This is a genomic window from Streptomyces sp. NBC_00377 (genome assembly GCF_036075115.1).
GTDB lineage: Bacteria > Actinomycetota > Actinomycetes > Streptomycetales > Streptomycetaceae > Streptomyces.
Genome location: NZ_CP107958.1, coordinates 8,314,307 through 8,338,754, shown reverse-complemented (window position 1 = coordinate 8,338,754; position 24,448 = coordinate 8,314,307). Strand labels below are relative to the sequence as shown.

The following is a 24,448-nucleotide window of genomic DNA, read 5'->3' as shown; positions in this document are numbered from 1 at the left end:
CATCTCCGCAGCGATCGAGATCGGGGTGCGCATCCCACGAAACCGCTCCTGCCGCCCGCGCGGGAGGCTGCGTTTATAGGGGGTACAAGCTCAACCCCCCTGCCCAGGGTTACGGGCCGTAGCGTGGAAAGCATGGAACCCCGCCCCGACAACCGCGCCGACATCCGTGACTTCCTCGCCCGCCGGCGCGCCCAGCTCACGCCCGAACAGGTCGGCCTGCCCACCAGCGGCCGGCGCCGCGTACCGGGGCTGCGCCGCGAAGAGGTCGCCGTCCTCGCCGGGGTGAGCACCGAGTGGTACACGCGGCTGGAGAAAGGCCACATCAGCGGCGTGTCCGAGGAGGTCCTCGACGCGGTGGCCCGCACCCTGCAGCTGAGCGAGGACGAACGCATCTACCTGTTCGACCTCGCCAAAGCCGCCCACCCCAGCCCGGCAACGCGGCGCCGCCGCAAAGCCGTCGACGTCCCGCCTCACGTCCAGTGGCTCCTCGACTCCATGACGTTGTCCGCGGCCTTCGTCACCAACGGCCGCCTGGACATCGTGGCCACCAACGCACTCGCCCGCGCCCTGTTCGCGCCGATGGTCAACAGTCGCACCACCAGTGAGCGCAGCCTCCCCAACTTCGCCCGGTACTACTTCCTCGACGACGCCGCCCACGACTTCGTCGATGACTGGGACCGCGCCGCCAACACCACCGTCGCACTGCTGCGCGCCGAAGCCGGCCGCTATCCCCACGACAAGGCACTGCGCGAACTCGTCGGCGAACTGTCCACCATCAGCACCGAATTCCGCACCCGGTGGGCCGCCCACAACGTGCGCATCCACCACGGCGGCGTCAAACGCTTCCACCACCCCGACGCCGGCCCCCTGGAACTCACCTACCAGCCACTGGACCTGCCCATCTCCGCACGCGAAGCACACTCCCTGACCATCTACACCGCCCAGCCGGGTACCCCCGACGAAGAACGACTCAAACTCCTCGCCAGCTGGACGGCCACCCCCCGACCTGCCGACTCGCTGCGCCGGCGGTCGTGAGCCGGGCGAGCTGGACCGTTGCGGCGCAGGAGATCGAGATGAGGCGACGCCCGCAGGCCGGCGAGGTTGCGGGCGGCAGCTTGTGCTCGCTGAACCTGGCAAACGACTCGAAAGCCGCAGCAGAGCCGTGGGCGACAGGGAACTGCGCAGCAGTTTCATCGACAACCCGCACATCCCGGCGCTTTCATTCGTAGGCTCCAGTGCCACCGCACAGACGGCACAGGCGGCCTTTGGGGATGGTGTCCCGCGGAGTGGTGTAACGGATCTTGGCTGGGAAGTGCGCCGTTTCCGTGCCCTCGCGTGCATCGGCTGCCGGTGAGCGCTCCCTGAGAACGGGCATGCCACCGTGCAACTGTCCTTGGCGAACTGCCAGTTCGGTCCAACGGTGGCAGGTCAGCACCATCACACCGGTCCTCCAGCGCCAAGACCCAGAAGCATCCATGTCCCAGATCACGTTCACCGATCGTGTTGTCGCGATCACGAGCGCCGGCCGAGGACTCGGCCGGGAACACGCTCTGGACTTCGCCCGCCGGGGAGCGGCAGTCGACTGGCTCCGTAGGGCACCACGCGCACCGCACCGGACACCACGACGGGCACGGCTACGACGGAGCAGATCTCTCCGTCAGCACGGGGCGGTCGTAGTCGTGCGTGATACGTGGCCTGCGCCGCCGAACTGCTCTGCGACCGGCACCCCGCGGACGCGGTGGCCTTCACGGTGGTCGAGACGAACCTGTCGGCCACAGACCTCACGTACGGAGAGCTGCGCCGACAGAAGCGTGGACAGGGCGGCACTCCGCTGCCTCCGTGTCGTGTGCGCACAGTGCTGTGCACTCCTGCCGCATGGTCGGTCAGCGGGCGGTGAGGCCGGTGAGCAGGAGGGCGAGCCATCGGGCGCGGGCGGTAGGTGGCTGGTCAGCGGGGAGGGTGGAGAGCATCAGGTACAGGTCGTCGAGGGTGAAGTCGGCGCGCAGACCGCCCTGGGCTTGTGCGGTGCGGATGAGCCGGCCGAGGGCCTGGGTGACGCGGGTTTCCACGTCCTGCATGGCGGGGTGGGCGGTGTGGTCGGCGCTGAGCGCGTGCGCGGCTGCTTTGACGGCGCGGTTGTGGGCGACCGTGTCCATGACACGATTGAGGAAGCCGGTGAGCTCCGCCATGGCGGGTGAACCTTGGGCCTCGCGTTGTAGGCACTCTTCGGCGTCGTCGGCGAGGGTTTCGAACGAGGCGGCGATCGCGGCCGTGACCAGGTCGCTCTTGTTCGGGAAGTGCTTGTACAGGGTTCCGACCGCGACGCCCGCGGCAGCGGCGATCTGCTCCATCGACACCTCGGGCCCGTGCTCGGTGATCTGCTGATGCGCCGCGGTCATGATCCGGCTGCGGTTGCGCGCCGCATCGGCGCGTAGCGGTCGAGGTGAGGTCATGGGGCCCTCCGGAACCGTTTGACGAAAGGTGAATGATGCTTCACTCTACAAGGTGAAGCATCATTCATGTTATGGAGGTTGATCATGGCTAGCACGACCGACCGGTGGACCGAACAGGACATCCCCGCCCAGGACGGCAGGGTCGCCGTCGTCACCGGCGCCAACAGCGGACTCGGACTGCAGACCGCGCGGGCCCTGGCCGAGCACGGCGCGCACGTCGTCCTCGCCGTGCGCAACCCCGACAAGGGCCGCCAGGCCCTCGCCCGCATCCGCGAGAGCGCCCCGGGCGCCAAGCTCAGCCTCCAGCGCCTGGACCTCGCCTCCCTCAAATCGGTACGCGCGGCCGCCGATGAGCTGCACACCGCACACCCGAAGATCGACCTGCTCATCAACAACGCGGGCGTGATGTACACGCCCCGGCAGAAGACCGAGGACGGGTTCGACATGCAGTTCGGGGTCAACCACCTCGGGCACTTCGCGCTCACCGGCCTGCTGCTGGACCTGATGCTGCCCGTGCCCGGCTCCCGGGTGGTCACCGTCAGCAGCTTCGGCCACCGTATCCGGGCCGGCATCCACTTCGACGACCTGCAGTTCGACCGCTCCTACAATCGGGTTGTCGCCTACGGGCAGGCCAAGCTGGCCAACCTGATGTTCACCTACGAACTCCAGCGCCGCCTCGCCCCGCACCACACCACCATCGCCGCCGCCGCGCATCCCGGCGCGTCGGATACCGAACTCAATCAGAACATGAGCGGCCTGGCGCGCAAGGGGGCCGAACTGTTCCAGCCTCTGCTGGCCCAGCCGGCCTCCATGGGAGCGCTGCCCAGCCTGAGGGCGGCCACCGATCCCGCCGTCACCGGAGGCCAGTTCTACGGCCCCAACGGCATGGGCGGCACCCGCGGATACCCCGAGGTGGTCGCCTCCAGCAAGAAGTCCCACGACACAGCCGTCCAGCAGCGCCTGTGGGCCGTGTCCGAGCAGCTCACCGACGTCACGTTCCCCGTCTGAGGCGTCCACCCGCGATCAGGCCGACCAAGATGAGAGGGTCGGCCTGCGCACAGTCCTCGCTCAGTGAGACCCGGCATATGTGCCGCGCCAGGGCGTCGCCGTGCCACTCAACGGCACCCACTCTGCATACCAGCATCTCCGTGCCGGACCGACGCCGTGCCACTCAACGGCACCCACTCTGCATACCAGCATCTCCGTGGGCGTGATCTTGGTGCCAACTATCCATCTTTTGTGCCAACTATAAATCCTCGTCACATTGGCACTAACGCCGCACCCTCGGCATCCCCAGGCCGATCCACGAGATGATCTCCCGCTGGATCTCGTTGTTGCCGCCACCGAAGGTGAAGATCACGGCGGAGCGGTAGCCGCGTTCGAGCTCTCCGTGGAGCACGGCGCCCGCCGAACCCTCCTGGAGTGCGCCGGGGGCGGCGACAACCTCCATCAGCCAGGCGTAGGCGTCCCGGCGGGCCTCGGAGCCGTAGACCTTGACGGCGGAGGCGTCCTGCGGGGTGAGGGTGCCGTTCTGGAGGGCGCCCACCATCTGCCAGTTGAGGAGCTTGAGCGCGTCGAGCCTGACGTGGGTGCGGGCGAGCAGACGGCGGACCCAGGGCAGGTCGACCACCCGGCGGCCGTCGGCGAGCTTGGCCTCCGTGGCCCAGCGCTGTACGTCGTGCAGGGCGCGGATCGCCATCGTGCCGTGCGCGGCGAGGGTCACGCGCTCGTGGTTGAGCTGGTTGGTGATCAGCCGCCAGCCCTGGTTCTCGGCGCCGACGCGCCGGGAGACGGGGACGCGCACGTTCTCGTAGTAACTGGCGGTGGTGTCGTGGGAGGCGAGGGTGCGGATGACCGTGCAGGAGTATCCGGGGTCGGTGGTCGGCACGAGGAGCATGGTGATGCCCTTGTGCGGCGGCGCCTCGGGGTCGGTGCGCACGGCGAGCCACACCCAGTCGGCGGTGTCGCCGTTGGTCGTCCAGATCTTCTGCCCGTCGACGACGTACGTGTCGCCGTCGCGCACGGCGCGGGTCTTGAGCGCGGCGAGATCGGTGCCCGCCTCGGGTTCGCTGTAGCCGATGGCGAAGTCGATCTCGCCGGCCAGGATCTTCGGCAGGAAGTACGCCTTCTGCTCGTCGGTGCCGTACCGCATGATCGTCGGTCCGACCGTGTTCAGCGCCATCAGCGGCAGCGGCACACCGGCCTGGGCGGCCTCGTCGAAGAAGACGAACTGCTCGATCGGGGTGAGACCGCGGCCGCCGTACTCCTCGGGCCAGCCGACGCCGAGCCAGCCGTCCGCGCCGAGCCGGCGGATCGTCTTGCGGTAGAAGCGCTTCGCTGCGACCGGGTCGATGTGCCGGGCGTAGGCGTTGTGCGGCACCAACTCGGCGAAGTAGGCACGCAGTTCGGTGCGCAGCCGCAGCTGCTCGGGCGTGTGGTCGAGGTGCACGGCGCCTCCTGGCTCCCCAAGGCCGGTCCTGACGGCGCACACGGTAGAACGTGTTCCAGGAATTGGGAATGCCGGGGGCCTTATCGGCCGGACGACCATGGGCGGCTCACGTCCCCGCGCCGAAGACGGGCAGGTGACCCAGATGGCATGCCGGTGAAGCGGGGCGACCCACGCCGGCGTGCCGAGGAAGACCTGACGGCTCAGTCCCGTGCGCCCGAGGAAGACCTGACAGCTCAGGTCCGTGCGCCCACGAAGGCCCGACGGCTCTCGGGCGGCATGCCCGTGAAGGCGGGCGACTCAGGCCGGCGTCCCCCCCACGACGGGCGGGCGGCTCAGGCCAGTGTGCTGATGAACTCCGTGCACGCCTCGGCGCATGCGCGGCAGGCTGCCGCGCTCCGCTCCGCCCCGGGGTGCCTGTCGAAGACGTGGGCGCACTCGAGGCAGACGGTCCGGCACCATTCGAGCTGGGCGCGGATACCGGCCTCGTCCAGGCGGTTGCCCTCGGACAGCACGCGGCAGGTCGCGTCGCACACCTCCGCGCACATGATGCCCTTGCGCCGCAGCAGTTCCTGGTCTTCGGTCCCGCCCGGCTCCACGAGGCTCGCGCGCAGCGCGCAGGCTCGCGCACACTCCGTGCACGCCTGGGCACAGGCGAAGCGGTCCTCGAGGAACTGGAAGAGCTCCCGCTGCGATGTCTGATACGTCTGGGATGTCGTCGTCACACCGGACGGGTAGCCGGTCGGGGCGGCACGAAACCCGTGGAGCCGGGCCGGAGACGGCGGATATCGCCCGGCGTGAGGCGTTGCCGACGGAGAGCCACGGGCGCCGAATGACCGGTTCGCCACCCTTTCGACGGGTATTGAGCTGATATGAGTACCGCAAGCCTGCAATTGGCCGCCGCGAGCGGCCTGCTCAGTCTCGGGATGTTCGTGGTCGGGCTGGCTCTCGTGGCCGTGCTGGGCGGCAGCTTCTGGCTGGGCACGCGTGTGAAGTCGCGCGAGCCGGCCAGGCCGCGCCCCGAGGAGCAGCCGCACCTGCCGCCGGGCGGCGCCGTGCACGAGATCCGGGAGAACAGGGAACCCGAGGAGGTACCCCGGACGCCGAAGGGCGGCCGTCCCCTCACGCCGTACGAGCTGACCAATATGCAGACCCGGTCCAGCGAGGACAAGAAACGGCCGCGTTGGAGCCGCGGCAGCAGCGGTTCCTTCGGCGGGGGCGGTCTGGGCTCCCACTGAGCGCGACCGGCGGACGATCCGACGCCGACCGGACCTGATCGGCACAGGGCCACACGGGAGGAGTCGGGCGGGCGGACCGTCACCCTGTGACGGTCCGCCCCCGACTGCTCCGCGGAGCGCCTCGCTCAGGCGCCGACGTAGTCCGCGAGGTGTTCGCCGGTGAGGGTCGACCGGGCGGCGACGAGATCGGCGGGGGTGCCCTCGAAGACGATCCGGCCACCGTCGTGACCCGCCCCGGGACCGAGGTCGATGATCCAGTCGGCGTGCGCCATCACCGCCGGGTGGTGCTCGACCACGATGACCGACTTCCCCGCGTCGACGAGCCGGTCGAGCAGGCCGAGCAGTTGCTCCACGTCGGCCAGGTGCAGACCGGTGGTCGGCTCGTCGAGCACGTAGACACCGCCCTTCTCGCCCATGTGCGTGGCCAGCTTCAGGCGTTGCCGCTCGCCGCCGGACAGCGTGGTGAGCGGCTGGCCGAGGCTGAGGTAGCCGAGGCCGACGTCGGAGAGCCGCCCCAGGACGCGGTGCGCCGCGGGCGTGCTCGCCTCGCCCGCGGCGAAGAACTCCTCGGCCTCGCTCACCGACATCGCGAGCACCTCGCTGATGTCGCGGCCGCCGAGGTGGTACCCGAGGACCGCGGCCTGGTAGCGCTTGCCCTCGCACTCCTCGCAGGTGCTGGCCACGCCCGCCATCATCGCCAGGTCGGTGTAGACGACGCCGGCGCCGTTGCAGGTCGGGCAGGCGCCCTCGGAGTTGGCGCTGAACAGTGCCGGTTTCACTCCGTTGACCTTCGCGAACGCCTTGCGGATCGGGTCGAGCAGGCCGGTGTACGTCGCCGGGTTGCTGCGCCGGGAGCCGCGGATCGCGCCCTGGTCGACCGAGACCACGCCTTCGCCGGCCGGGATCGAACCGTGCACGAGAGAGCTCTTGCCGGAACCCGCGACACCGGTGACCACGGTCAGCACACCCATCGGGATGTCCACGTCGACGCTCCGCAGGTTGTGCGCCGTGGCGCCGCGGATCTCCAGTGTGCCGGTGGGCTTGCGCACCGTCTCCTTGACGGCCGCCCGGTCGTCGAGGTGTCGGCCGGTGATGGTGTCTCCGGCCCGCAGCCCCTCGACTGTGCCCTCGAAGCAGACGGAACCGCCCGCCGTGCCGGCGCCGGGACCGAGGTCGACGACATGGTCGGCGATCGCGATGGTCTGCGGCTTGTGCTCCACGACCAGCACCGTGTTGCCCTTGTCCCGCAGACGCAGCAGCAGGTCGTTCATCCGGCTGATGTCGTGCGGGTGCAGGCCCGTGGTGGGCTCGTCGAAGACGTACGTGACATCGGTGAGCGAGGAGCCGAGGTGGCGGATCATCTTCACGCGCTGCGCCTCACCGCCGGACAGCGTGCCCGAGGGCCGGTCGAGCGAGAGGTAGCCGAGGCCGATCTCCACGAACGACTCCAGGGTGTGCTGGAGCGCGGTGAGGAGCGGAGCGACGGAGGGCTCGTCGAGGCCCCGGACCCATGCGGCCAGGTCGCTGATCTGCATCGCGCAGGCGTCGGCGATGCTGATCTTCCCGATCTTCGACGACCGGGCGCCCTCGCTGAGCCGGGTGCCGTCGCACTCGGGGCAGGTGGTGAACGTCATCGCCCGCTCCACGAACGCCCGGATGTGCGGCTGGAGCGCGTCGATGTCCTTGGCCAGCATCGACTTCTGGATCTTCGGGATCAGGCCCTCGTAGGTGAGGTTGATGCCGTCGACCTTGATCTTCGTCGGCTCCTTGTGCAGGAGGTCGTGCAGCTCCTTCTTGGTGAACTCGCGGATCGGCTTGTCCGGGTCGAAGAAACCGCAGCCGCCGAAGATACGGCCGTACCAGCCGTCCATGCTGTAGCCGGGGACGGTGAGCGCGCCCTCGTTGAGGGACTTGCTGTCGTCGTAGAGCTGGGTGAGGTCGATGTCGGAGACCGTCCCGCGGCCCTCACAGCGGACGCACATGCCACCGGTGCGGGAGTAGGTCGCCTTCACCGTCTTCTTGGCGCCGCGCTCCACGGTGATCCCGCCGCTGGCCCGGACCGTGGCGGTGTTGAAGGAGTACGCGGTGGGCGGCCCGATGTGCGGCTGCCCCAGTCTGCTGAAGAGGATGCGCAGCATCGCGTTGGCGTCGGTGGCGGTGCCGACGGTGGAGCGGGGGTCGGCTCCCATCCGCTGCTGGTCGACGATGATCGCGGTGGTCAGACCGTCGAGCACGTCGACCTCGGGCCGTGCCAGCGTCGGCATGAAGCCCTGGACGAAGGCGCTGTAGGTCTCGTTGATCAGGCGCTGCGACTCCGCGGCGATCGTGTCGAACACCAGCGAGCTCTTGCCCGAGCCGGAGACGCCGGTGAACACCGTCAGGCGGCGCTTCGGGATCTCGATGCTGACGTCCTTGAGGTTGTTCTCCCGTGCGCCGTGCACACGGATCAGGTCGTGACTGTCGGCGACGTGCTGCGCAGGCGGCGTGTCCGTCCTCTTGGCGATGCTCATCGTCTCTCCTCCGTCGCGCGGGCCGCCTTCGCGGGGGCGGGCGTCACCTGGCTCGTCCTGACCGTCGCCACGCTAGCTGTGACCCGTGGGTCGGCGCTTCTCGAATACTGATCGGTTCCACGGCGTTCAGGTTCGGACAGGCCGCGGACAGTAAGCGACAACGCGAGGCGCGGGCGGGCCGCAGGCGCTGAGATGGCTTGATTCGTCGTGCGGGATGAGGTGGATGATGGCCGACGTGATGCGGGCGGAACCTGCGCGGCGCACAGGGGCGGTGGCGGTGGCGGGAACGGAAGCGGGCGCCGCGAAGCGCAGCGTGAAACAGAAGGCCCGGCCGGAGACCCAGCAGAAACGGTGCGGCTGCGGAGCGTCCGCGCCACAGGACGCGCTCGGCGGGGCGGAGGAACGGTTCAGGGGGCTGCTGGAGGCGGCGCCGGACGCCATGGTCATCGTCGACGACTGCGGCATCATCAAGCTCGTCAACGCCCAGACCGAGGCCCTCTTCGGACACGGTCGCGAGGAACTCCTGGGCCGACCTGTCGAGTTGCTCATCCCGCGCCGGTTCCACCAGCAGCACACCGAGCACCGCAGCGGGTACACGGCCAACCGTCAGGTGCGTCCGATGGGCGCCGGGCTCGAACTGCACGGGCTGCGCAAGGACGGCACCGAGTTCCCCGTCGAGATCAGCCTGAGCCCCATGGAGACCGCGGACGGGCTGCTGGTGTCGGCGGCCGTGCGCGACGTCAGCGACCGCAAGGCCGCCGAGGCAGAGCTCACGGCCCTGTACGAACAGCAGCGGCACATCGCCCTGACGCTCCAGCGCAGTCTGATGGGCACCCCGCCCGCCCTGCCCGGGCTGGCCACCGCGAGCCGCTACCGGCCCGCCACCCAGGGCGCCGGGGTGGGCGGCGACTGGTTCGACCTGATCCCGCTGGGCGCCGACCGGGTGGGAGTGCTGATAGGCGATGTCATGGGCCGCGGGCTCGAAGCGGCCGCCGTGATGGGCCAGTTGAGGTCGGCCGCGCACGCCCTTGCCAAGACCGGTATGCAGCCCCGGCAGCTGATGCGGGCGCTGGACACCTGCGTCGCCGACCTCGACGTACCCGATCAGCTCGTCACCTGCTGCTATCTGGTGATCGCCCCGGACACGGGGACGGTGACGGTGTGCTCCGCGGGACATCTGCCCGTGCTGGTCGCCGGGGCGGGCGAGGGCATCAGCGCCCTGCCCTGTCCGGTCAACGCCCCGCTCGGCGTGGGCGACATCCTGTACGAGGAGTCCAGTTCGGAGATAGCGCCGGGTGCCACGCTGGTGCTCTACACGGACGGCCTGATCGAGACGCCGGGCAGCGACATCGAGCTCCGGATAGGTGAACTGACCCTGTTGCTGAGCGACTTGTTCGTGGGGGCGCCCTGCCTCGAAGCGGCGGCGGACCATGTACTCGCCGGGCTGCTGCCGGACGCCGACGGTCACAACGACGACGTCACCCTGCTGCTCGCGCAGTTGCCCGCCGCGCCGCTGGCAGCCGTCACCACCCACTTCGCCGCCACCCCGGCCTCCGTGCCCGAGGGACGCGCCTTTCTGCACAAGGCGCTCACCTCGTGGAACTGTACGGCCAACGCCGACGACGCGCTCCTGCTGCTGTCGGAGACGCTGACCAACGCCGTCCAGCACTCCGAGGGCCCGGTCGGCCTGCATCTGCACCGCACGGCCACCGACCTCACGGTCGAGGTCAGCGACCGCAGCCCGCAGCTCCCCCAGCCGCGGGTGGCGGTCGAGGACGCCGAGTCGGGCCGCGGTCTGATCCTGGTCCGCGCTCTCGCCGCCGACTGGGGGATGCGGCCCACGGACGAGGGCAAGACGATCTGGTTCACGCTGAAGCTGTGAGCCCCCGGGACGGGCCGCGGACGGCCGGCGCGAAGGCGTCCAGGTGCGCCTGGACGTAGGGCACGGCCACCGCCCGCAGTTCGAGCTCGCCGTCGACGAAGGCGGGCTGGACGTTGACCTCGAAGACGACGCCGCCGTTCTCCGCGGCCAGGTCGACCCCGGCGAAGGGCAGCCCGACCGACGCGGTGGCCGCGACGGCGAGTTCGGCGAGCCGGGGTGGGAGGTCCGACGGGGCCAGGTGCACGGCGGTGGCGCCCTGGCAGGTGTTGCAGGGGGTGTCGGTCGCGGGCTGGAGGTGCTCGCGGGCGTGCACGACCCGGTCGCCCAGGACGAAGACGCGGAACTGGTGACGCAGGCCGTCGGCGGTGACGTTGCCCGCGTCGCGGGAGAGCAGCCAGTCCGTGCCGCGCTCGGCATAGTAGGCGGCGGCCTGTTCCAGCCGGGCCGGGGACGTGACATGGAAGGTGTCGTTGCCCCCGGTGCCGACGACGGGCCTGGCCCAGGTGTCCCGGCCGAGCCGGTCGAACGCCTCGGCTGCTTCCCGCGGGGAGGGCCGGGACAGCACCGCGGTCTCCATCTGCGCGACGCCGTCCCGCAGGAAACGTTCGACGGTGAGGTTCTTCTCGGTCGCCGTCCGCCAGGCGTCCGGCCCGGCGGCCAGGGTCACCACGTCATGGCTCTCCAGCAACTCCTGGAACCCCGCCAGGGCCCGCCGGTGGTGCGGCGGGATCTCGTAGAGCAGCACGACGTCGGGCACGAAGTCGAGCCGCTCCTCGGGCACCTGGAGCCGTAACCGGCCGCCGTCGCGGACGCCGCGGCCGGTTCCGCCGGTCGCGAAGTGCCGGGAGTCGACCCGGACGGGCGGTGCGCCGGTGAGCAGTTCCACGGCGTCGGCGAGGTACTCACGGCAGCCTTCGGGCGAGGTGGGGTCGGCGATCAGGGCGATGCAAGGTCGGAACACAGCGGCCTCCAGTGGCTCTCGACGCGCGCTCGTGCCGCGGCAGCCCCCACACGGCCCGAGCGGTGTCACGGATGGTGCGTGTCGCGCGGGTGGTCGTCGCGCCCGTCGCCCCGGGAGCCGCTCCGGTGCGGAGCCGGGTCCGGGTCGGGACAGGTGCCGGGCGGGGACGGGGACGACGGGCGACCACGGGTGGGACTCGCCCCGCCGGATGCGCGGGCAGGGCCGGCCGACCACTGTAAGCACCCGGCGGGACGCCTCACCAGGGCGCACGGCGGGCCGCCCGTTGCCCCTTCCTCTGCGCCGTCCGCCCCGGCCCGTGCGCCCTGCCCGTCCGTGGGTGAGCTGCCGTCTCAGCCGTCCCAGACCCAGTCGGTGACCTCGGGGAGGTCGGTGCCGTGGGCGCGGATCCAGTCGTGGTGGCGCACTCGCACGTCCTCCATCCGCTGGCGTACGGCGGCGGCGCGTACGGCGAGGCCGGGGACGCGGTCGATGACGTCCATGACGAGGCGGTAGCGGTCGAGGTCGTTGCGCACGACCATGTCGAACGGCGTGGTCGTGGTGCCGATCTCCTTGTAGCCGCGCACATGGAGGTTGCGGTGGCCGGTGCGGCGGTAGGCGAGGCGGTGGATGAGCCAGGGGTAGCCGTGGTAGGCGAAGACGACCGGCCGGTCGGCGGTGAAGAGTCCGTCGTACTCGAAGTCGCCCATGCCGTGCGGGTGTTCACCGCTCGGCAGAAGGCGGGCGATGTCGACCACGTTCACCACCCGCACGGCGAGGTCGGGCAGGTCGCGGCGCAGCAGCTGGGCGGCGGCCACTACCTCCTGGGTGGGGACGTCGCCCGCGCAGGCCAGGACCACATCGGGTTCGCGGGTGCCGTCCTCGGTGCCGGCCCAGTCCCAGACGCCGGCGCCCCGCGCGCAGTGGACGCGTGCCTCGGCCATGTTCAGCCAGTCGAAACAGGGCTGCTTCCCGGCCACGATCACATTGACGTAGTCACGGCTGCGCAGCACGTGATCGGCCACCGACAGCAGGGTGTTGGCGTCCGGCGGGAAGTAGACCCGTACGGCTTCCGGGCTCTTGTTGAGGATGTGGTCGACGAAGCCGGGGTCCTGATGGGAGAAACCGTTGTGGTCCTGACGCCAGACATGGGACGTGAGCAGGTAGTTGAGGGAGGCGACGGGTGCGCGCCAGGACAGCCCACGGGTGACGCGCAGCCACTTGATGTGCTGGTTGACCATCGAGTCGACGATGTGCGCGAACGCCTCGTAGCAGGAGAACAGCCCATGACGGCCGGTCAGCAGATATCCCTCCAGCCAGCCCTGGCAGGTGTGTTCGGAGAGGATCTCCATCACCCGGCCGTGCCGGTCGAGGTTCTCGTCCACCTGGAGGGTCTGCGCCTGCCACGCCTTCCCGCTCGCGCCGTAGACGGCCTGGAGACGGTTGGAGGCGGTCTCGTCGGGGCCCACGAGACGGAAGTCCCGCCGGTCCGCGGTGGAGCGCATGACGTCCTCGAGCAACTTGCCCAGCACACCGGTGGGTTCGTGCCGGGTGGTGCCGGGTTTGTCGACGGGTACTGCGTGCGACTCCAGGTCGGGCAGGGGCAGTTCACGCAGCAGCAGTCCGCCGTTGGCGTGCGGGGTGGAGCCGAGGCGGCGGGCGCCGTCGGGGATCCAGGCGAGGACGTCCGGGCGGGGGCCGCCGTGTTCGTCGAAGAGTTCCCCGGGCCGGTAGGAGCGCAGCCAGGTCTCCAGCTGGCGCAGGTGTTCCGGGTTGTCGCGGACGGCGGACAGCGGTACCTGGTGGGCGCGCCAGGTGCCCTCGACGGGCAGCCCGTCGACGTGTGCGGGGCCGGTCCAGCCCTTCGGGGTGCGCAGCACGATCAGCGGCCAGCGGGGGCGCTCGCCCGATCCCTCCTCGCGGGCGGCGCGCTGGAGCGCGGCGATGCGGTCCAGGGCGGTGTCCATGGCCTGCGCCATCGCGCGGTGCACGGCGCCGGGCTCGTCGCCGGTGACGTGGATCGGATCGTGGCCGTAGCCGCGCAGCAGCTGGTCGAGTTCGGGTTCGGGGATGCGGGCCAGCACCGCGGGGTTGGCGATCTTGTACCCGTTGAGGTGGAGGATCGGCAGGACCGCTCCGTCGTGGACCGGGTCGACGAACTTGTTGGAGTGCCAGGAGGCGGCCAGCGGCCCGGTCTCGGCCTCTCCGTCGCCGATGACGCAGGCGACGAGGAGGTCCGGGTTGTCGAACGCGGCGCCATAGGCGTGCGAGAGCGAATAACCGAGTTCGCCGCCCTCGTGGATCGAACCGGGCGTCTCCGGGGCGACATGGCTGGGGATGCCGCCGGGGAAGGAGAACTGCCGGAACAGCCGAGCCATGCCGGCCGCGTCGCGGGTGACGTCCGGATAGGTCTCGGTGTAGGAGCCCTCCAGCCAGGAGTTGGCGACGACCGCGGGGCCGCCGTGACCGGGGCCCCAGACGCACAGGGCGTTCAGATCACGCTCGCGGATGACACGGTTGAGGTGCGTGTACACGAGGTTCAGGCCCGGTGAGGTCCCCCAGTGGCCGAGAAGCCTCGGCTTCACGTGCTCCGGCCGCAGCGGCTCGGTGAGCAGCGGGTTGGCCATGAGGTAGATCTGCCCGACGGAGAGGTAGTTCGCCGCGCGCCAGTGGGCGTGCAGCGTCCTGAGCTCGTCGTCGCCGAGTGGGGCGGACGTGTTCTGCGGGTCGACGGACATCTCGGGTTCCCTTCCGGATCGGGTCGCTCGGAGGTACGTGCCGGCCCGTACGTCCTCACCCTCTCGCGGCCGCCGGGTACCCGACAGGGCCGAGCGGGCCATACGGAGGAGCGAAGCCGTCCGTAAGAGGGCCGCGGCCCCGGGTACCCGGCTGCGGCCGGGCGAGGCGGAAGCGATCCCCGGTATCCGGCTTCGGCGACGGCGAGCCGGGCGCGATCCCCGGGACCCGGCTTCGGCGACGGCGAGCCGGGCGTGGTCCTAGCCGGCGGAGCGCGGGCGGGCGGCGTCGAGTGCGTCGACCTGGGCCACGTTGCGCCGGTCCTCGGCGTCCCCACCGCCCTCGGCCGCGAACCAGGCGTCGAGGATCTCCTTGAGCAGCGGCTCGGACGTCAGGCGCAGGCTGAGGGCGAGGACGTTGGCGTCGTTCCAGCGGCGGGCGCCGTCGGCGGTGTAGGCGTCGGCGCACAGGGCGGCCCGGACGCCGGGCACCTTGTTCGCGGCGATCGAGGCGCCGGTGCCGGTCCAGCAGCACACCACCGCCTGCTCGGCAGTCCCGTCGGCCACGTCCCGGGCCGCCGCCGCCGAGCACGCCGCCCACTGCGGGTCGTCGCCGGGCCGCAGCGCGCCGTGCGGCACCACGTCGTGGCCGCGCCCGCGCAGCTCCGCGACGAGTGCGCGGGCCACTGGTTCGTCCATGTCCGAGGAAACGGAGATCCGCATGCCGGGGAGCCTACTGAGCGGATCTCCCGCTGTCGCCCCGCGGGCCTGCGCGGTCATCCGACGACGGCGCTCCAGGTGTCCCCGGTCGGTCCGACCGGGGAGGCGCTCGGGATGGTGCCGGAGTCCAGGGCGGTCCGGGCGAGCGGTTCGAGCCGGGATGGGGTCGGGTGCGGCCCGTGGACGGTCAGGGAGTCGGGATGCCCGCCGGGCGGTGGGGGCGGGCGGGGCGGTCGAAGCGGGCCGGGACGCCCGGGGAGTACAGGACGCTCACCGGGTCCCCGGCCGGCGCCGGCAGACCCGCCGCCACCACCAGGTTCTCCTCGCACTCCAGGAGCTCCGCCCGGTGCAGCGGCCAGCGCGGGTGGGCGTTGGGCAGGTACATCGACCGGCCGAAGAACGCGCTGTGCATGCCCCAGCGCGCGGTCAGGAAGTGCTCCAGCGCGGTCGGTTCACCGATGCGTTCGCCCACCCGCACGGTGATCCGGCTGCGGGCACCGCCCGGGCCGGACAGGCGACGGCGGCTGGTGTAGGTGACGGTGTCGGCGTCGGCGTCGGCTTCGATCGCCATGCGGGACCAGACGTAGGGCAGGCGGAAGCCGATCCTGGCCACGGCCACCGGCAGCAGGCGGGACGCGTCGAGCGAGCGGAAGACCACGCCCCGCCGCCCGTGCGCGTCGACCGAGTAGAGCCGGACGTTCGTCTCGGGGAACGACCCCAGGTAGGGAACGCCCGGGAGACGGAACCAGCCGACGCGGTGCATCCGGAACGCCACCAGACCGACGTACGTCACGCCGTCCAGGGTGTCCGGCACTGTCCCCGCCGGCAGCAGACCGGCCACGTCGGCCGGGTCCGCCGCCCAGTGGAGGAAGGTGAGATCCAGCCAGGACTGGGTGAGCAAGGGGCGCGCTATCGCGTCCGGCGCGTCGGGGGTGATGGGACGCGGTGTGGCCAGGACCTGTGGGCGCGGTGTCGACGGCACCGCGTCAGTATCACAGAGAGCGGACGACGGCCCCGTGCCGGGGGACGGGGCGCGCGCACGGGCAGGGCCGGAGGCACATGGCGGGGCGGGCCGGGGAGCACGCACCGCTCGGGCTGTGGCCGAGACCACGCGGGTGGTGAGCGCTCGGCCATGTCGTCCGAGGCGTGCCGCAGGCTACGGTCTCAGAGATTTCCCCGCTTCGCCCCCTCTCCCGCTTCTCCCCCTCCTCCCGCTTCCCCCGCCTCCTGCGCGAACCCCTGGGACGGCTCCGTGCTCGCAGACCTCTCTCCCGTCATCGCCGCCACCACGCAATGGCTCACCGGCGCCTACCCGGCGAGCGGCGGCGCGCTCGCCGGCGCCCTGTGCGAGGCGCAGGCCCGCCAGGCCGTGACCGTCGCGGCCTGGCTGCGCTACCCGACCGCCACGGACGCCGCACTGCTGGGCCTGGCGGGTCCGGGCGGCTCCGCCCGGCTGGACCGGATCAGCGGCGCGGACGCGGACGCCGAGCGGGACCCGGACGACGCGGCCTGGCGCAGCTGGGTGGACGAGGTGGTGGCCAGTTGGGCGGCCTGTCTGCTCGCCGATCCGGCACTGGCCGCGGGTGCGCTGGGCGGGCTCGCCGGAAGCGAGCACACCGGGGGGACACCGCCGGACTTCCGGCGTCTGACCGCACCCGACCACCATGACCAGCAGGCTGCGGCGCTGCTGCGCCACCCCGACCTTCTCGCCCCGGTGGCCGCCCTCCACCGCGACCCGCTCCTCGACCGCCTCGGCCGGGGCCAGGCGCTGATCGCCTGACGGCACGGCGGGGGCCACCGACCCGCCGTATGGCCCGGCCTGCCGCCATGTGGTCCGTCGCCGTATGGCCTGCCGCCGTGTGGTCCGTCGCCGTATGGCCTGCCGCCGTGTGGTCCATCGCCGTATGGCCTGCCGCCATGTGGTCCGTCGCCATAGGAGCCGTCGGCATAGGGCCCGTCGCCGTACGGGCGCCACGCCCACTCGGAGCCGCCGGGCCGCCCAGCGGGCCCAACGGCAGTGAAGCGGCCTTCGCGCCGCCCTGGAGGAGCCCCGTCGACAGCACGCCGGTGGAGAGTGCCGTGCGGGTGCGAGCCCGTGTCGAAGGGCAGCGGGACGGACGTCAGCCGCTCTTGCCCCGGCCGGTCAGCGCGTCGCGCAGCCGGTCGACCATTCCGACGCCGGGGGCCAGCATCTTGTTGGCCGGGGGCTTGTCCGGGGCGGCCGGGTGGGGACGCGTCGGAGCCGTCTTCTTCGCCTTGCGCACCTTGTCGCCCAGGTCGTCGAGGGCCTCCGCCGGGCACACCGCGCGCAGCCTCGGGAACAGGTTCTGCTCCTCGTCGGCGATGTGTGCACGGATCTCGCTCATCAGCACCGTGACCAGCCGGTCGAACTCGGGATCGCCCGGGTCGCAGCCCTCCAGATCCTTCATGATCTGTTCGGCCCGCGCGTGGTCCTCGAGTTCCCTGTCGGCCAGGGCCTCGCCGCCCGGCACGTGCTCGCGCACCGCCGGGTAGAGGTACGCCTCCTCGGCCACCGAATGCCGGACCAGTTCCATCGTGGCCCGGTCCGCGAACAGCTTGCGGTCCCTGGACCCGGACGGCAGCGCCTCGATCCGGCCGAAGAACTCCTCGACCTCGCGGTGATCGGTCATCAGCTCGTCGACGACGTTCCCACCATGACCCATGTCGCACACCTCCAGCGTGAGCAGGACGGCTCCGGGCCGGACCCGTCCACGCCCCCGGGTTCCCGACGTCGGCGGATCGACACGGCACCCGTCGGACCGGGGGGCCATAGTGGGTAGCGGACGGCGGGCTCCGACCGTGGCCGGCGGCTCCCGCCCCCGTGACCCCCGCCGCCTCAGGACGGATACTGCCGGGAGCAGCCTTCCCGAACACCGAACCGTCTGCGGGGGCCCGGCCTCACATGATCACGCGTCATCGGACCCGGCACCGAATCGGTGCCGACGCCGCGGGAGCCCGCCGTCGAGCGGCCCCGGCCGACCGGACCGCAGGGACCGCTGACTGGCTCACTCCGCCCCGAGTTGCGAAAATCGAGACCGGGCACATCTGCCGGCTCCATCAGGAGGTACCGATGAAGATGTTGATCAACGTTCCGGAGACCGTGGTCGCGGACGCGCTGCGCGGCATGGCGGCCGCCCATCCCGAGCTGACCGTGGATGTCGAGAACCGGGTGATCGTGCGACGGGACGCACCGGTGGCCGGGAAGGTGGGGCTGGTGTCCGGCGGCGGCTCGGGGCACGAGCCGCTGCACGGCGGATTCGTCGGGCTCGGGATGCTCTCGGCGGCCTGCCCGGGCGAGGTGTTCACCTCGCCGGTGCCGGATCAGATGGCGCGGGCCGCGGCGGCCGTGGACGGCGGGGCGGGAGTGCTGTTCATCGTCAAGAACTACACGGGCGATGTGCTCAACTTCGACATGGCCGCCGAGCTGGCCGAGGACGAGGGCATACAGGTCGCCAAGGTGCTGGTCGACGACGACGTGGCCGTGACCGACAGCCTCTACACGGCCGGCCGGCGCGGTACGGGCGCGACGCTGTTCGTGGAGAAGATCGCGGGGGCGGCGGCCGAGGAGGGTCAGCCGCTGGAGCGGGTGGAGGCGCTCGCCCGGCAGGTCAACGAGAACTCCCGGAGTTTCGGCGTGGCGCTCAGCGCGTGCACGACACCGGCCAAGGGCAGCCCGACCTTCGATCTGCCGCCCGGCGAGCTGGAGCTGGGCGTCGGCATCCACGGGGAGCCCGGCCGGGAGCGGCGGGCGATGATGACCTCCGGTGAGATCGCCGACTTCGCGGTCCAGGCGATCCTGGACGACCTGTCGCCCCGCAATCCCGTCCTGGTCCTGGTCAACGGCATGGGCGCGACGCCGTTGCTGGAGCTGTACGGCTTCAACGCCGAGGTGCAGCGTCTGCTGGCCGGACGCGGGGTGGCCGTCGCCCGGACGCTCGTGGGCAACTACGTGACGTCCCTCGACATGGCCGGCGCCTCGGTGACCCTGTGCCAGGTGGACGAGGACCTGCTGCGGCTCTGGGACGCGCCGGTGCGGACCGCGGGACTGCGCTGGGGAGTGTGAGCCAGGAACAGGGACAGGCGCTCCGACCGTACCGACCATGCAAGGAGATCCAGTGCTCGACGCCGACTTCTTCCGCCGTTGGATGACCGCGACCGCCGCGTCCGTCGACCGCGAGGCGGACCGGCTCACCGCCCTCGACTCGCCCATCGGGGACGCGGATCACGGCAGCAACCTCCGGCGGGGCTTCACCGCGGTGAAGGCGGCGCTGGAGAAGGAGGCCCCGGAGACCCCCGGCGCCGTCCTGGTGCTCGCGGGACGCCAGCTGATCTCGACGGTCGGCGGTGCCTCGGGACCGCTGTACGGCACACTCCTGCGCCGCACCGGCAAGGACCTCGGGGACGCGGCGGAGGTGGACGAGGGTCGGTTCGCCGAGGCCCTGCGCGCGGGTGTGGACGCCGTGATGCAGCTCGGCGGCGCCGCGCCCGGCGACAAGACCATGATCGACGCGCTGGTGCCGGCCGTCGACGCCCTCCCCGACGGCTTCGGCGCCGCCCGTGCCGCCGCCGAGCAGGGCGCCGAGGCGACGACACCGCTACAGGCCCGCAAGGGCCGGGCCAGCTATCTGGGCGAGCGCAGCATCGGGCACCAGGATCCGGGGGCCACCTCGGCGGCACTGCTCATCGCCGCCCTGGTCGATACCGACGCCGGCACGGGCGGGGAGTGAGGCACAGGTGAGCGACGAGAAACTGGTGGGCATCGTACTGGTGTCGCACAGTGCCGAGGTCGCCGTGGCGGTGGCCGGGCTGGCGCAGGGCCTCGTGGGGGGCGGCCCGGTCGTACCGGTCGCGGCGGCGGGCGGCACGGAGGGCGGCGGACTGGGCACGAGCGCCGAGCTGATCGCCGCCGCTGCCGCCTCCGTGGACCGGGGCGCCGGGGTCGCGGTCCTGGTCGACCTGGGCAGCGCGGTCCTCACGGTCAAGGCCATGCTCGCGGAGGGCGACGAACTGCCCGAGACGGCCCGGCTGGTGGACGCCCCGTTCGTCGAGGGCGCGGTGGCCGCGGTGGTGACGGCGGCGACCGGTGCCGACCTGGACACGGTCGAGGAGGCGGCCAAGGAGGCGTACGACTACCGGAAGGTGTGACGGGTCTCGGTGGGGGCGCCGTGCGGGCCGGACCGCCGCCCGGCGCCGTCATGAGGGGGCGCCGGGGAACCACGTCCGTCCCGGCCCGCACGCCCGGCGTCGGGTCGGGCCTTTCGTCTACGGGCTGTCCTCGTCCCCCTCGCCCTCATCGGTGTCCGCGTCCTCCTGGGGCTCCGGGTCGTCCGCGTCCCCCCGCTCCTGCTGTGCCGCGTCGTCGTCCCGCGTCGCCGGGTTCCCCCGGGGCCTCGGCTTCTCGAGGGCTGCTCCACCGTTGCCGTGGGTCCCCGTCGGCCCCGCCGCGCCTCCGTCACCCTGCGGTGACTCCGAAGGTTCGGCGGGCGCCCCTTCGTCCCACGGCGCCTGCGGCACACGGGAGTCCTCGGCCGCGCCCCGCGTGAACAGCCGTGCCAGCCGCTGCCCCACCTCCACCGCGGACGCGTGGCTCTCGATCGGGGTCGCCCGGGAGTTCTTGAAGACGATGTACGTGACGCCGGAGGGGGTGCCGCCGCCGCGCGGGTCGGGGCGGATGCCGAGCGCCTTGGCGGTGGCGTACGACGCCTCACCGATGATCTCGCGGGGTCCCGTGTCGCCGACGACCGCGTACTGCACCCGGTCCCGGTAGACGACGGCCGCGACCGAGCCGCCGCCCACCCCGTGGTCACGGTGGTTCCAGATGGCGCTCACACCGGGCACCACGATGTAGGGCAGTGTCTCGGCGCTCAGATAGCGGCCGTCGGACTGCTGGTAGGCCGTGGCGCTGGAGAACAGCGGGTCGGTGCGGCTGTTGCAGTCCGGGCCCGGGCGGCCGTCGCAGTCGATGTCCATGTCGGCCGTCCAGAACACCGCCCCGTCGGTGCCGCAGACCGGGATCGTGGGCGGGGTGTCGTCGTCGGTCCGGTAGCGGCCGCGGGACACCGGGGTGCAGTCACGGACCCGGGCCAACAGGTCTGCGGCGCGGACCGAGCCCTCCTGCCGGGACGCCGGTGCCCCGAAGGCGCCGAGGGGCGGGCGGGGGGCGGCGGGTGAGACGGTCGGGGCCAGCAGGGCAAAGCCGGCCGCCGCCAGCGTCAGCGACTGGACACGCACGATACGGACCCTCTCGTAGGGGCATGCGGACACCCAGGACAATCTGGTGTCGACCGCACCCTGGGGCCACCCTGAGGGGGCCGTACGGAGCACGGAGACACGCGCCACGGGGCGCGACGTACGGCGGGGAACGCGCCACGCTGCCCGGCGGGCCGACGGCGCGACAGCGCGACGGGCCGACAGTCCGAGAGGCCGACGGGCCTACGGGCCTACGGGCCTACGGGCCGACGGGCCGACGGGCCTACGGGCCTACGGGCCTACGGGCCGACAGTCCGAGAGGGCGACAGGCCGAGAGGGCGACAGGCCGAGAGGGCGACGGGCCGACGGGCCGCAGGCGCGACGGGCCGACGGGCCGACGGGCCGCAGGCGCGACAGGCCGACGAGCCGACGAGCCGCAGGCGCGACAGGCCGACGAGCCGACGAGCCGCAGGCGCGACAGGCGCGACAGGCCGACGGGCCGCAGGGCCGCAGGGAGCCGACGGGGAACGCGCCACGGTGCCCGGCGGGGGGCGGCCGACAGGTGGCGGGTGCGCGGCGGGGAGCCGACGGGGTGGCAGGGGTCCGGGGCCCGGCCGCCGTCTCGGGTCCGGGTCCCCGGGCCGCTCCGCCGGCGCGGGATCAGCGATGACAGCGGTCCGCGCCACCGGCCTGGGACGCGTGCCCCGAACTCAGGCGCGCTCGGGGCCGGTTCAGCCGCGAGGGCCCGGCATACGTAGCCGCCGGAAGCGGTCGCGGGGTGGCTGCCCTCGGACCGGTCGGCCCTCTTGCTGTGCGCGCACCGCCACGCCATATTGGTCCGGACCATTGCCGCCGTGCCGGGCCGGGAGGCGAAGCCGTGCGACGCGTTGTGCTGTGGGTGGTGCCGTGGGCCCTGGTGGCCGCCCTGTCCTGCGGGTGCGCGAACGGCGCGAGGGATGAGGACGGGCGGGCGCCCGGCGCCCCGGCCGGAGTGACCGCCGCGGCCGGGAGCGCGACGAGCGTGCACGTGATGTGGAGCGCGGTCGCCGCGGATCCGGAGGTCAGCGTGTACGAGGTGTACCGCGGTACCGAGAAGGTCGGGGACGTGCCGGGCTCCGCGCACATGCTGGACGTCGTCCGCCTCTCCCCGTCGACGGCGTACGTCTTCACCGTGCGGGCCCGCGACGGCGAGGGGCGGCTCGGCCCGCGCAGCCAGGAGGCGCGGGCCACGACCCCGGCGGCCGGCGCGGCGGACCGCTCGCCGCCGACCCCGCCGGGCGCGTTGACCGCCCGGGCCGCCGGGAGCCGGGCCGTCCAGCTGTCCTGGTCGGCGTCCACTGACGATCGCAAGGTGGTGTCCTACGACGTCTACCAGGGCGACGTACGGATCCACAGCGTCGGCGGCGGCCAGACGGCGACGGTCGTCACGGGGCTTCGTCCGGGCGCGCGCTACGCGTTCACCGTGCGGGCCCGCGACGCGGCCGACAACCTCTCGCCGGCCGGTCCGCCCGTGCGCCTGACCACCCCTGCGGGAGACGCCGAGGGCGCGGACACCGCGCCGGCCGGCTTCCGGGCGACCGCGCGCCTCCACGCCGACGGGGCGTACTACCTCGACCTGTCCTGGGTGGCGCCCCTCGTGGACGGCGTGGTGACGGAGTACCAGATCCAGCTCGACGGCCGGCCGGCCACCTCACTGGTCTGGGGCGGGACCCCGCCCCGCGGGACGGCGACGTACAGCTTCTACGTCGGGCGGGAGGAGGGCGCCGCTCACCGGGTGCGGCTGAGGGCCCGCCTGCCCGACGGCACGTGGGGCGCGTTCTCGGCGGAGCTGACGGTGACGACGGGCCGGCGGGGGTGAGAAGCCGTCGCGGCGGAAGCCGTCGGCCGGGCCGCTGACCCGGCCCGGCCTCGGCCGGACCACCGCCCCGGCGCCGGCGATCGGTGCGGTGGTCCGGCCGAGGGCGCAGCGGCCTGGTGCCGCCCGGTTGGGGCCGTCCGGGGGAATGCGTCACCTGCCCGGAGGCGGTCCGCGTGCGGGGCGCGGCCGGGGCGCGTTGGCTGCCCCTGAGGCAGCACGGGCGTACCCGACCTTCGGCGGCGCAAGGGATGTACCGCCAACCGTGCCGCCGCCGGAGGCTTCCGATGCGTGTTTCCCGTTTCCTCGTCCGCTCAGGACTGACCGTGGCAGCCGCCGCCGCACTGCCGCTCGCCCTCACCGCCCAGCCGGCCGTCGCCCGGGCCTCGGGCATCTCCGTGAGCACGACCGGCTCCACGGTGTCGGTCGTGACCAGCGCCTGCACCCAGATCAACGGCAGCTGGGGCACGGCGGCGCTGCTCACCAGCGGTCAGGCGAGCTTCGCCCAGGGGCGTCAGGTCGCCCTGTCCGGCACGTCCGCCGGCCAGTCCGCCGCCTGGTCCGGTGTCTCCCCCGGCACCTACACCGTGGTCGTCATGTGCTCCAACGGCAGCACCGCGGGCACCCAGTCCGTGATCGTCTCGACGCCGGCCGGCCCGACCGCGTCGGTGACGCCCACCGCCTCGCCCTCGCGGGGGGTCATGGGGGGCCTCGGCGGCGCGGCCCGTGACTACGGCCCCGTCGCCATGGGGGTGGGCGGGGCGCTGGTGGGGACGGGCGTCATCGCGGGGGCCTGGTTCCTGCGTCGCCGCTCGAAGCCGTACCGGCTCTAGTCCTTCGCGTCCTTCGCGTCCGGCCCGCTCGTCCCGACCGTCTCGTCCGGCGCCCCGGGCAGTTCCCGGAGGGCCTCGGCGAGCCACTGCGTCCAGAAGGTCTCCAGCTCGATGCCGGCGCGCAGGACCAGGTGCTGGAGCCTGGCCTGCGCGCTGTCGTCACCGGGCGGGAAATCGCGCTTCTCGATCTCCTCGTACTCGGCCAACTGCCGCCGGTGCAGGTCGAGATGGCGGCGCAGGTCGGCCTCCAGGCCCGCGGTGCCCACGACGGCCGCGGCGCGCAGCCGCAGCAGCATCGCGTCGCGGTGCGGCTTCGGGTCCTGGGCGGCCGACGTCCACCGGGCGAGTTCGGCACGTCCCGCGGGCAGCACCTCGTAGGCCTTCTTCTGCCCGCGGGCCGGGGCCTGCGCCGGCAGGGCCCGGATGTGTCCCTCGGACTCCAGTCTTCCCAGCTCACGATAGATCTGCTGGTGCGTCGCCGACCAGAAGTAGCCGATCGACTTGTCGAAGCGGCGGGTCAGATCCAGCCCCGACGAGGGCCTTTCCAGCAGGGCGGTGAGGATCGCGTGCGGGAGTGACATGCGGTCATCCTAGGGACGGGCCGGTGC

Annotated in this window: 20 protein-coding genes and 1 pseudogene; 10 read left to right on the top strand and 11 right to left on the bottom strand. The window is 72.3% G+C overall.

The features are described 5' to 3' along the window. Positions 1-132 precede the first annotated feature (132 nt). Positions 133-1,035: a helix-turn-helix domain-containing protein gene (locus OHS71_RS37105; RefSeq protein ID WP_328483704.1), complete on the top strand. Its 903-nt coding sequence runs from the start codon at positions 133-135 to the stop codon at positions 1,033-1,035. An 848-nt stretch (positions 1,036-1,883) separates the two neighbouring features. Here OHS71_RS37105 and OHS71_RS37100 read toward each other — a convergent pair. After that, a complete protein-coding gene (locus tag OHS71_RS37100) occupies positions 1,884-2,453 on the bottom strand; it encodes a TetR/AcrR family transcriptional regulator (RefSeq protein ID WP_328483703.1) in 570 nt (189 codons plus the stop codon). Positions 2,454-2,537: 84 nt separating this feature from the next. Between OHS71_RS37100 and OHS71_RS37095 the strand changes: the two genes are divergently transcribed. Next, positions 2,538-3,461 carry an SDR family NAD(P)-dependent oxidoreductase gene (locus OHS71_RS37095; RefSeq protein WP_328483702.1) on the top strand — a complete coding sequence of 308 codons (924 nt, stop codon included), beginning with the start codon at positions 2,538-2,540 and terminating at the stop codon, positions 3,459-3,461. A gap of 262 nt (positions 3,462-3,723) precedes the next feature. Here the strand turns inward: OHS71_RS37095 and OHS71_RS37090 are convergent, their stop codons facing one another. Together OHS71_RS37090 and OHS71_RS37085 are read right to left on the bottom strand one after the other, a co-directional pair. After that, positions 3,724-4,902: an acyl-CoA dehydrogenase family protein gene (locus OHS71_RS37090; RefSeq protein ID WP_328483701.1), complete on the bottom strand. Its 1,179-nt coding sequence runs from the start codon at positions 4,900-4,902 to the stop codon at positions 3,724-3,726. 332 nt (positions 4,903-5,234) lie between these two features. After that, the gene (locus OHS71_RS37085; RefSeq protein ID WP_328483700.1) at positions 5,235-5,624 is read right to left on the bottom strand and encodes a four-helix bundle copper-binding protein; all 390 of its coding nucleotides are present in this window, start codon (positions 5,622-5,624) and stop codon (positions 5,235-5,237) included. 147 nt (positions 5,625-5,771) lie between these two features. Between OHS71_RS37085 and OHS71_RS37080 the strand changes: the two genes are divergently transcribed. Then, positions 5,772-6,137 carry a DUF6479 family protein gene (locus OHS71_RS37080; RefSeq protein WP_328483699.1) on the top strand — a complete coding sequence of 122 codons (366 nt, stop codon included), beginning with the start codon at positions 5,772-5,774 and terminating at the stop codon, positions 6,135-6,137. Positions 6,138-6,262: 125 nt separating this feature from the next. Here the strand turns inward: OHS71_RS37080 and OHS71_RS37075 are convergent, their stop codons facing one another. Then, the gene (locus OHS71_RS37075) at positions 6,263-8,647 is read right to left on the bottom strand and encodes an excinuclease ABC subunit UvrA (RefSeq protein WP_328483698.1); all 2,385 of its coding nucleotides are present in this window, start codon (positions 8,645-8,647) and stop codon (positions 6,263-6,265) included. A 223-nt stretch (positions 8,648-8,870) separates the two neighbouring features. Between OHS71_RS37075 and OHS71_RS37070 the strand changes: the two genes are divergently transcribed. After that, entirely contained in the window at positions 8,871-10,529 is a 1,659-nt protein-coding gene (locus OHS71_RS37070; RefSeq protein WP_328483697.1) for an ATP-binding SpoIIE family protein phosphatase, read from the top strand. Here the strand turns inward: OHS71_RS37070 and OHS71_RS37065 are convergent. From OHS71_RS37065 to OHS71_RS37050, 4 genes are all read right to left on the bottom strand, one after another. Beyond that, positions 10,513-11,490, bottom strand: coding sequence for an ATP-grasp domain-containing protein (locus OHS71_RS37065; RefSeq protein WP_328483696.1), 978 nt, complete (start codon positions 11,488-11,490; stop codon positions 10,513-10,515). The two genes, OHS71_RS37070 and OHS71_RS37065, sit on opposite strands and share 17 nt — an antisense overlap. A gap of 350 nt (positions 11,491-11,840) precedes the next feature. After that, entirely contained in the window at positions 11,841-14,225 is a 2,385-nt protein-coding gene (locus OHS71_RS37060) for a phosphoketolase family protein (RefSeq protein ID WP_328483695.1), read from the bottom strand. Positions 14,226-14,483: 258 nt separating this feature from the next. Then, the gene (locus OHS71_RS37055) at positions 14,484-14,945 is read right to left on the bottom strand and encodes an RpiB/LacA/LacB family sugar-phosphate isomerase (protein WP_328483694.1); all 462 of its coding nucleotides are present in this window, start codon (positions 14,943-14,945) and stop codon (positions 14,484-14,486) included. Positions 14,946-15,129: 184 nt separating this feature from the next. After that, positions 15,130-15,924 carry a YqjF family protein gene (locus OHS71_RS37050; RefSeq protein WP_328483693.1) on the bottom strand — a complete coding sequence of 265 codons (795 nt, stop codon included), beginning with the start codon at positions 15,922-15,924 and terminating at the stop codon, positions 15,130-15,132. A 270-nt stretch (positions 15,925-16,194) separates the two neighbouring features. Between OHS71_RS37050 and OHS71_RS37045 the strand changes: the two genes are divergently transcribed. Continuing rightward, positions 16,195-16,722, top strand: coding sequence for a hypothetical protein (locus OHS71_RS37045; RefSeq protein ID WP_328483692.1), 528 nt, complete (start codon positions 16,195-16,197; stop codon positions 16,720-16,722). Positions 16,723-17,062: 340 nt separating this feature from the next. Here the strand turns inward: OHS71_RS37045 and OHS71_RS37040 are convergent, their stop codons facing one another. Further along, a complete protein-coding gene (locus OHS71_RS37040; RefSeq protein ID WP_328483691.1) occupies positions 17,063-17,626 on the bottom strand; it encodes a hemerythrin domain-containing protein in 564 nt (187 codons plus the stop codon). Positions 17,627-18,033: 407 nt separating this feature from the next. Between OHS71_RS37040 and dhaK the strand changes: the two genes are divergently transcribed. From dhaK to OHS71_RS37025, 3 genes are read left to right on the top strand one after another with little or no spacing between them, the layout of a single operon-like run. After that, complete coding sequence (gene dhaK, locus OHS71_RS37035) at positions 18,034-19,026, top strand: dihydroxyacetone kinase subunit DhaK (RefSeq protein ID WP_328483690.1); 993 nt, start codon at positions 18,034-18,036, stop codon at positions 19,024-19,026. 52 nt (positions 19,027-19,078) lie between these two features. Continuing rightward, the gene (dhaL, locus tag OHS71_RS37030; protein WP_328484768.1) at positions 19,079-19,690 is read left to right on the top strand and encodes a dihydroxyacetone kinase subunit DhaL; all 612 of its coding nucleotides are present in this window, start codon (positions 19,079-19,081) and stop codon (positions 19,688-19,690) included. Positions 19,691-19,697: 7 nt separating this feature from the next. After that, positions 19,698-20,108, top strand: a complete 411-nt coding sequence (locus OHS71_RS37025) for a PTS-dependent dihydroxyacetone kinase phosphotransferase subunit DhaM (RefSeq protein ID WP_328483689.1) — start codon at positions 19,698-19,700, stop codon at positions 20,106-20,108. Positions 20,109-20,492: 384 nt separating this feature from the next. On the opposite strand, the pseudogene OHS71_RS37020 reads toward OHS71_RS37025, so the two are convergent. Further along, positions 20,493-21,194 (bottom strand): annotated as a pseudogene (locus tag OHS71_RS37020) (glycoside hydrolase family 75 protein); the annotation flags it as partial. 835 nt (positions 21,195-22,029) lie between these two features. Here OHS71_RS37020 and OHS71_RS37015 point away from each other — a divergent pair. After that, positions 22,030-23,010, top strand: coding sequence for a fibronectin type III domain-containing protein (locus tag OHS71_RS37015; protein ID WP_443047127.1), 981 nt, complete (start codon positions 22,030-22,032; stop codon positions 23,008-23,010). 284 nt (positions 23,011-23,294) lie between these two features. Beyond that, entirely contained in the window at positions 23,295-23,840 is a 546-nt protein-coding gene (locus tag OHS71_RS37010) for a hypothetical protein (RefSeq protein ID WP_328483688.1), read from the top strand. Here the strand turns inward: OHS71_RS37010 and OHS71_RS37005 are convergent. Beyond that, on the bottom strand, positions 23,837-24,421 hold the full coding sequence (locus OHS71_RS37005; protein WP_328483687.1) for a PadR family transcriptional regulator: 585 nt from the start codon (positions 24,419-24,421) through the stop codon (positions 23,837-23,839). The two genes, OHS71_RS37010 and OHS71_RS37005, sit on opposite strands and share 4 nt — an antisense overlap. Positions 24,422-24,448: the final 27 nt, after the last annotated feature.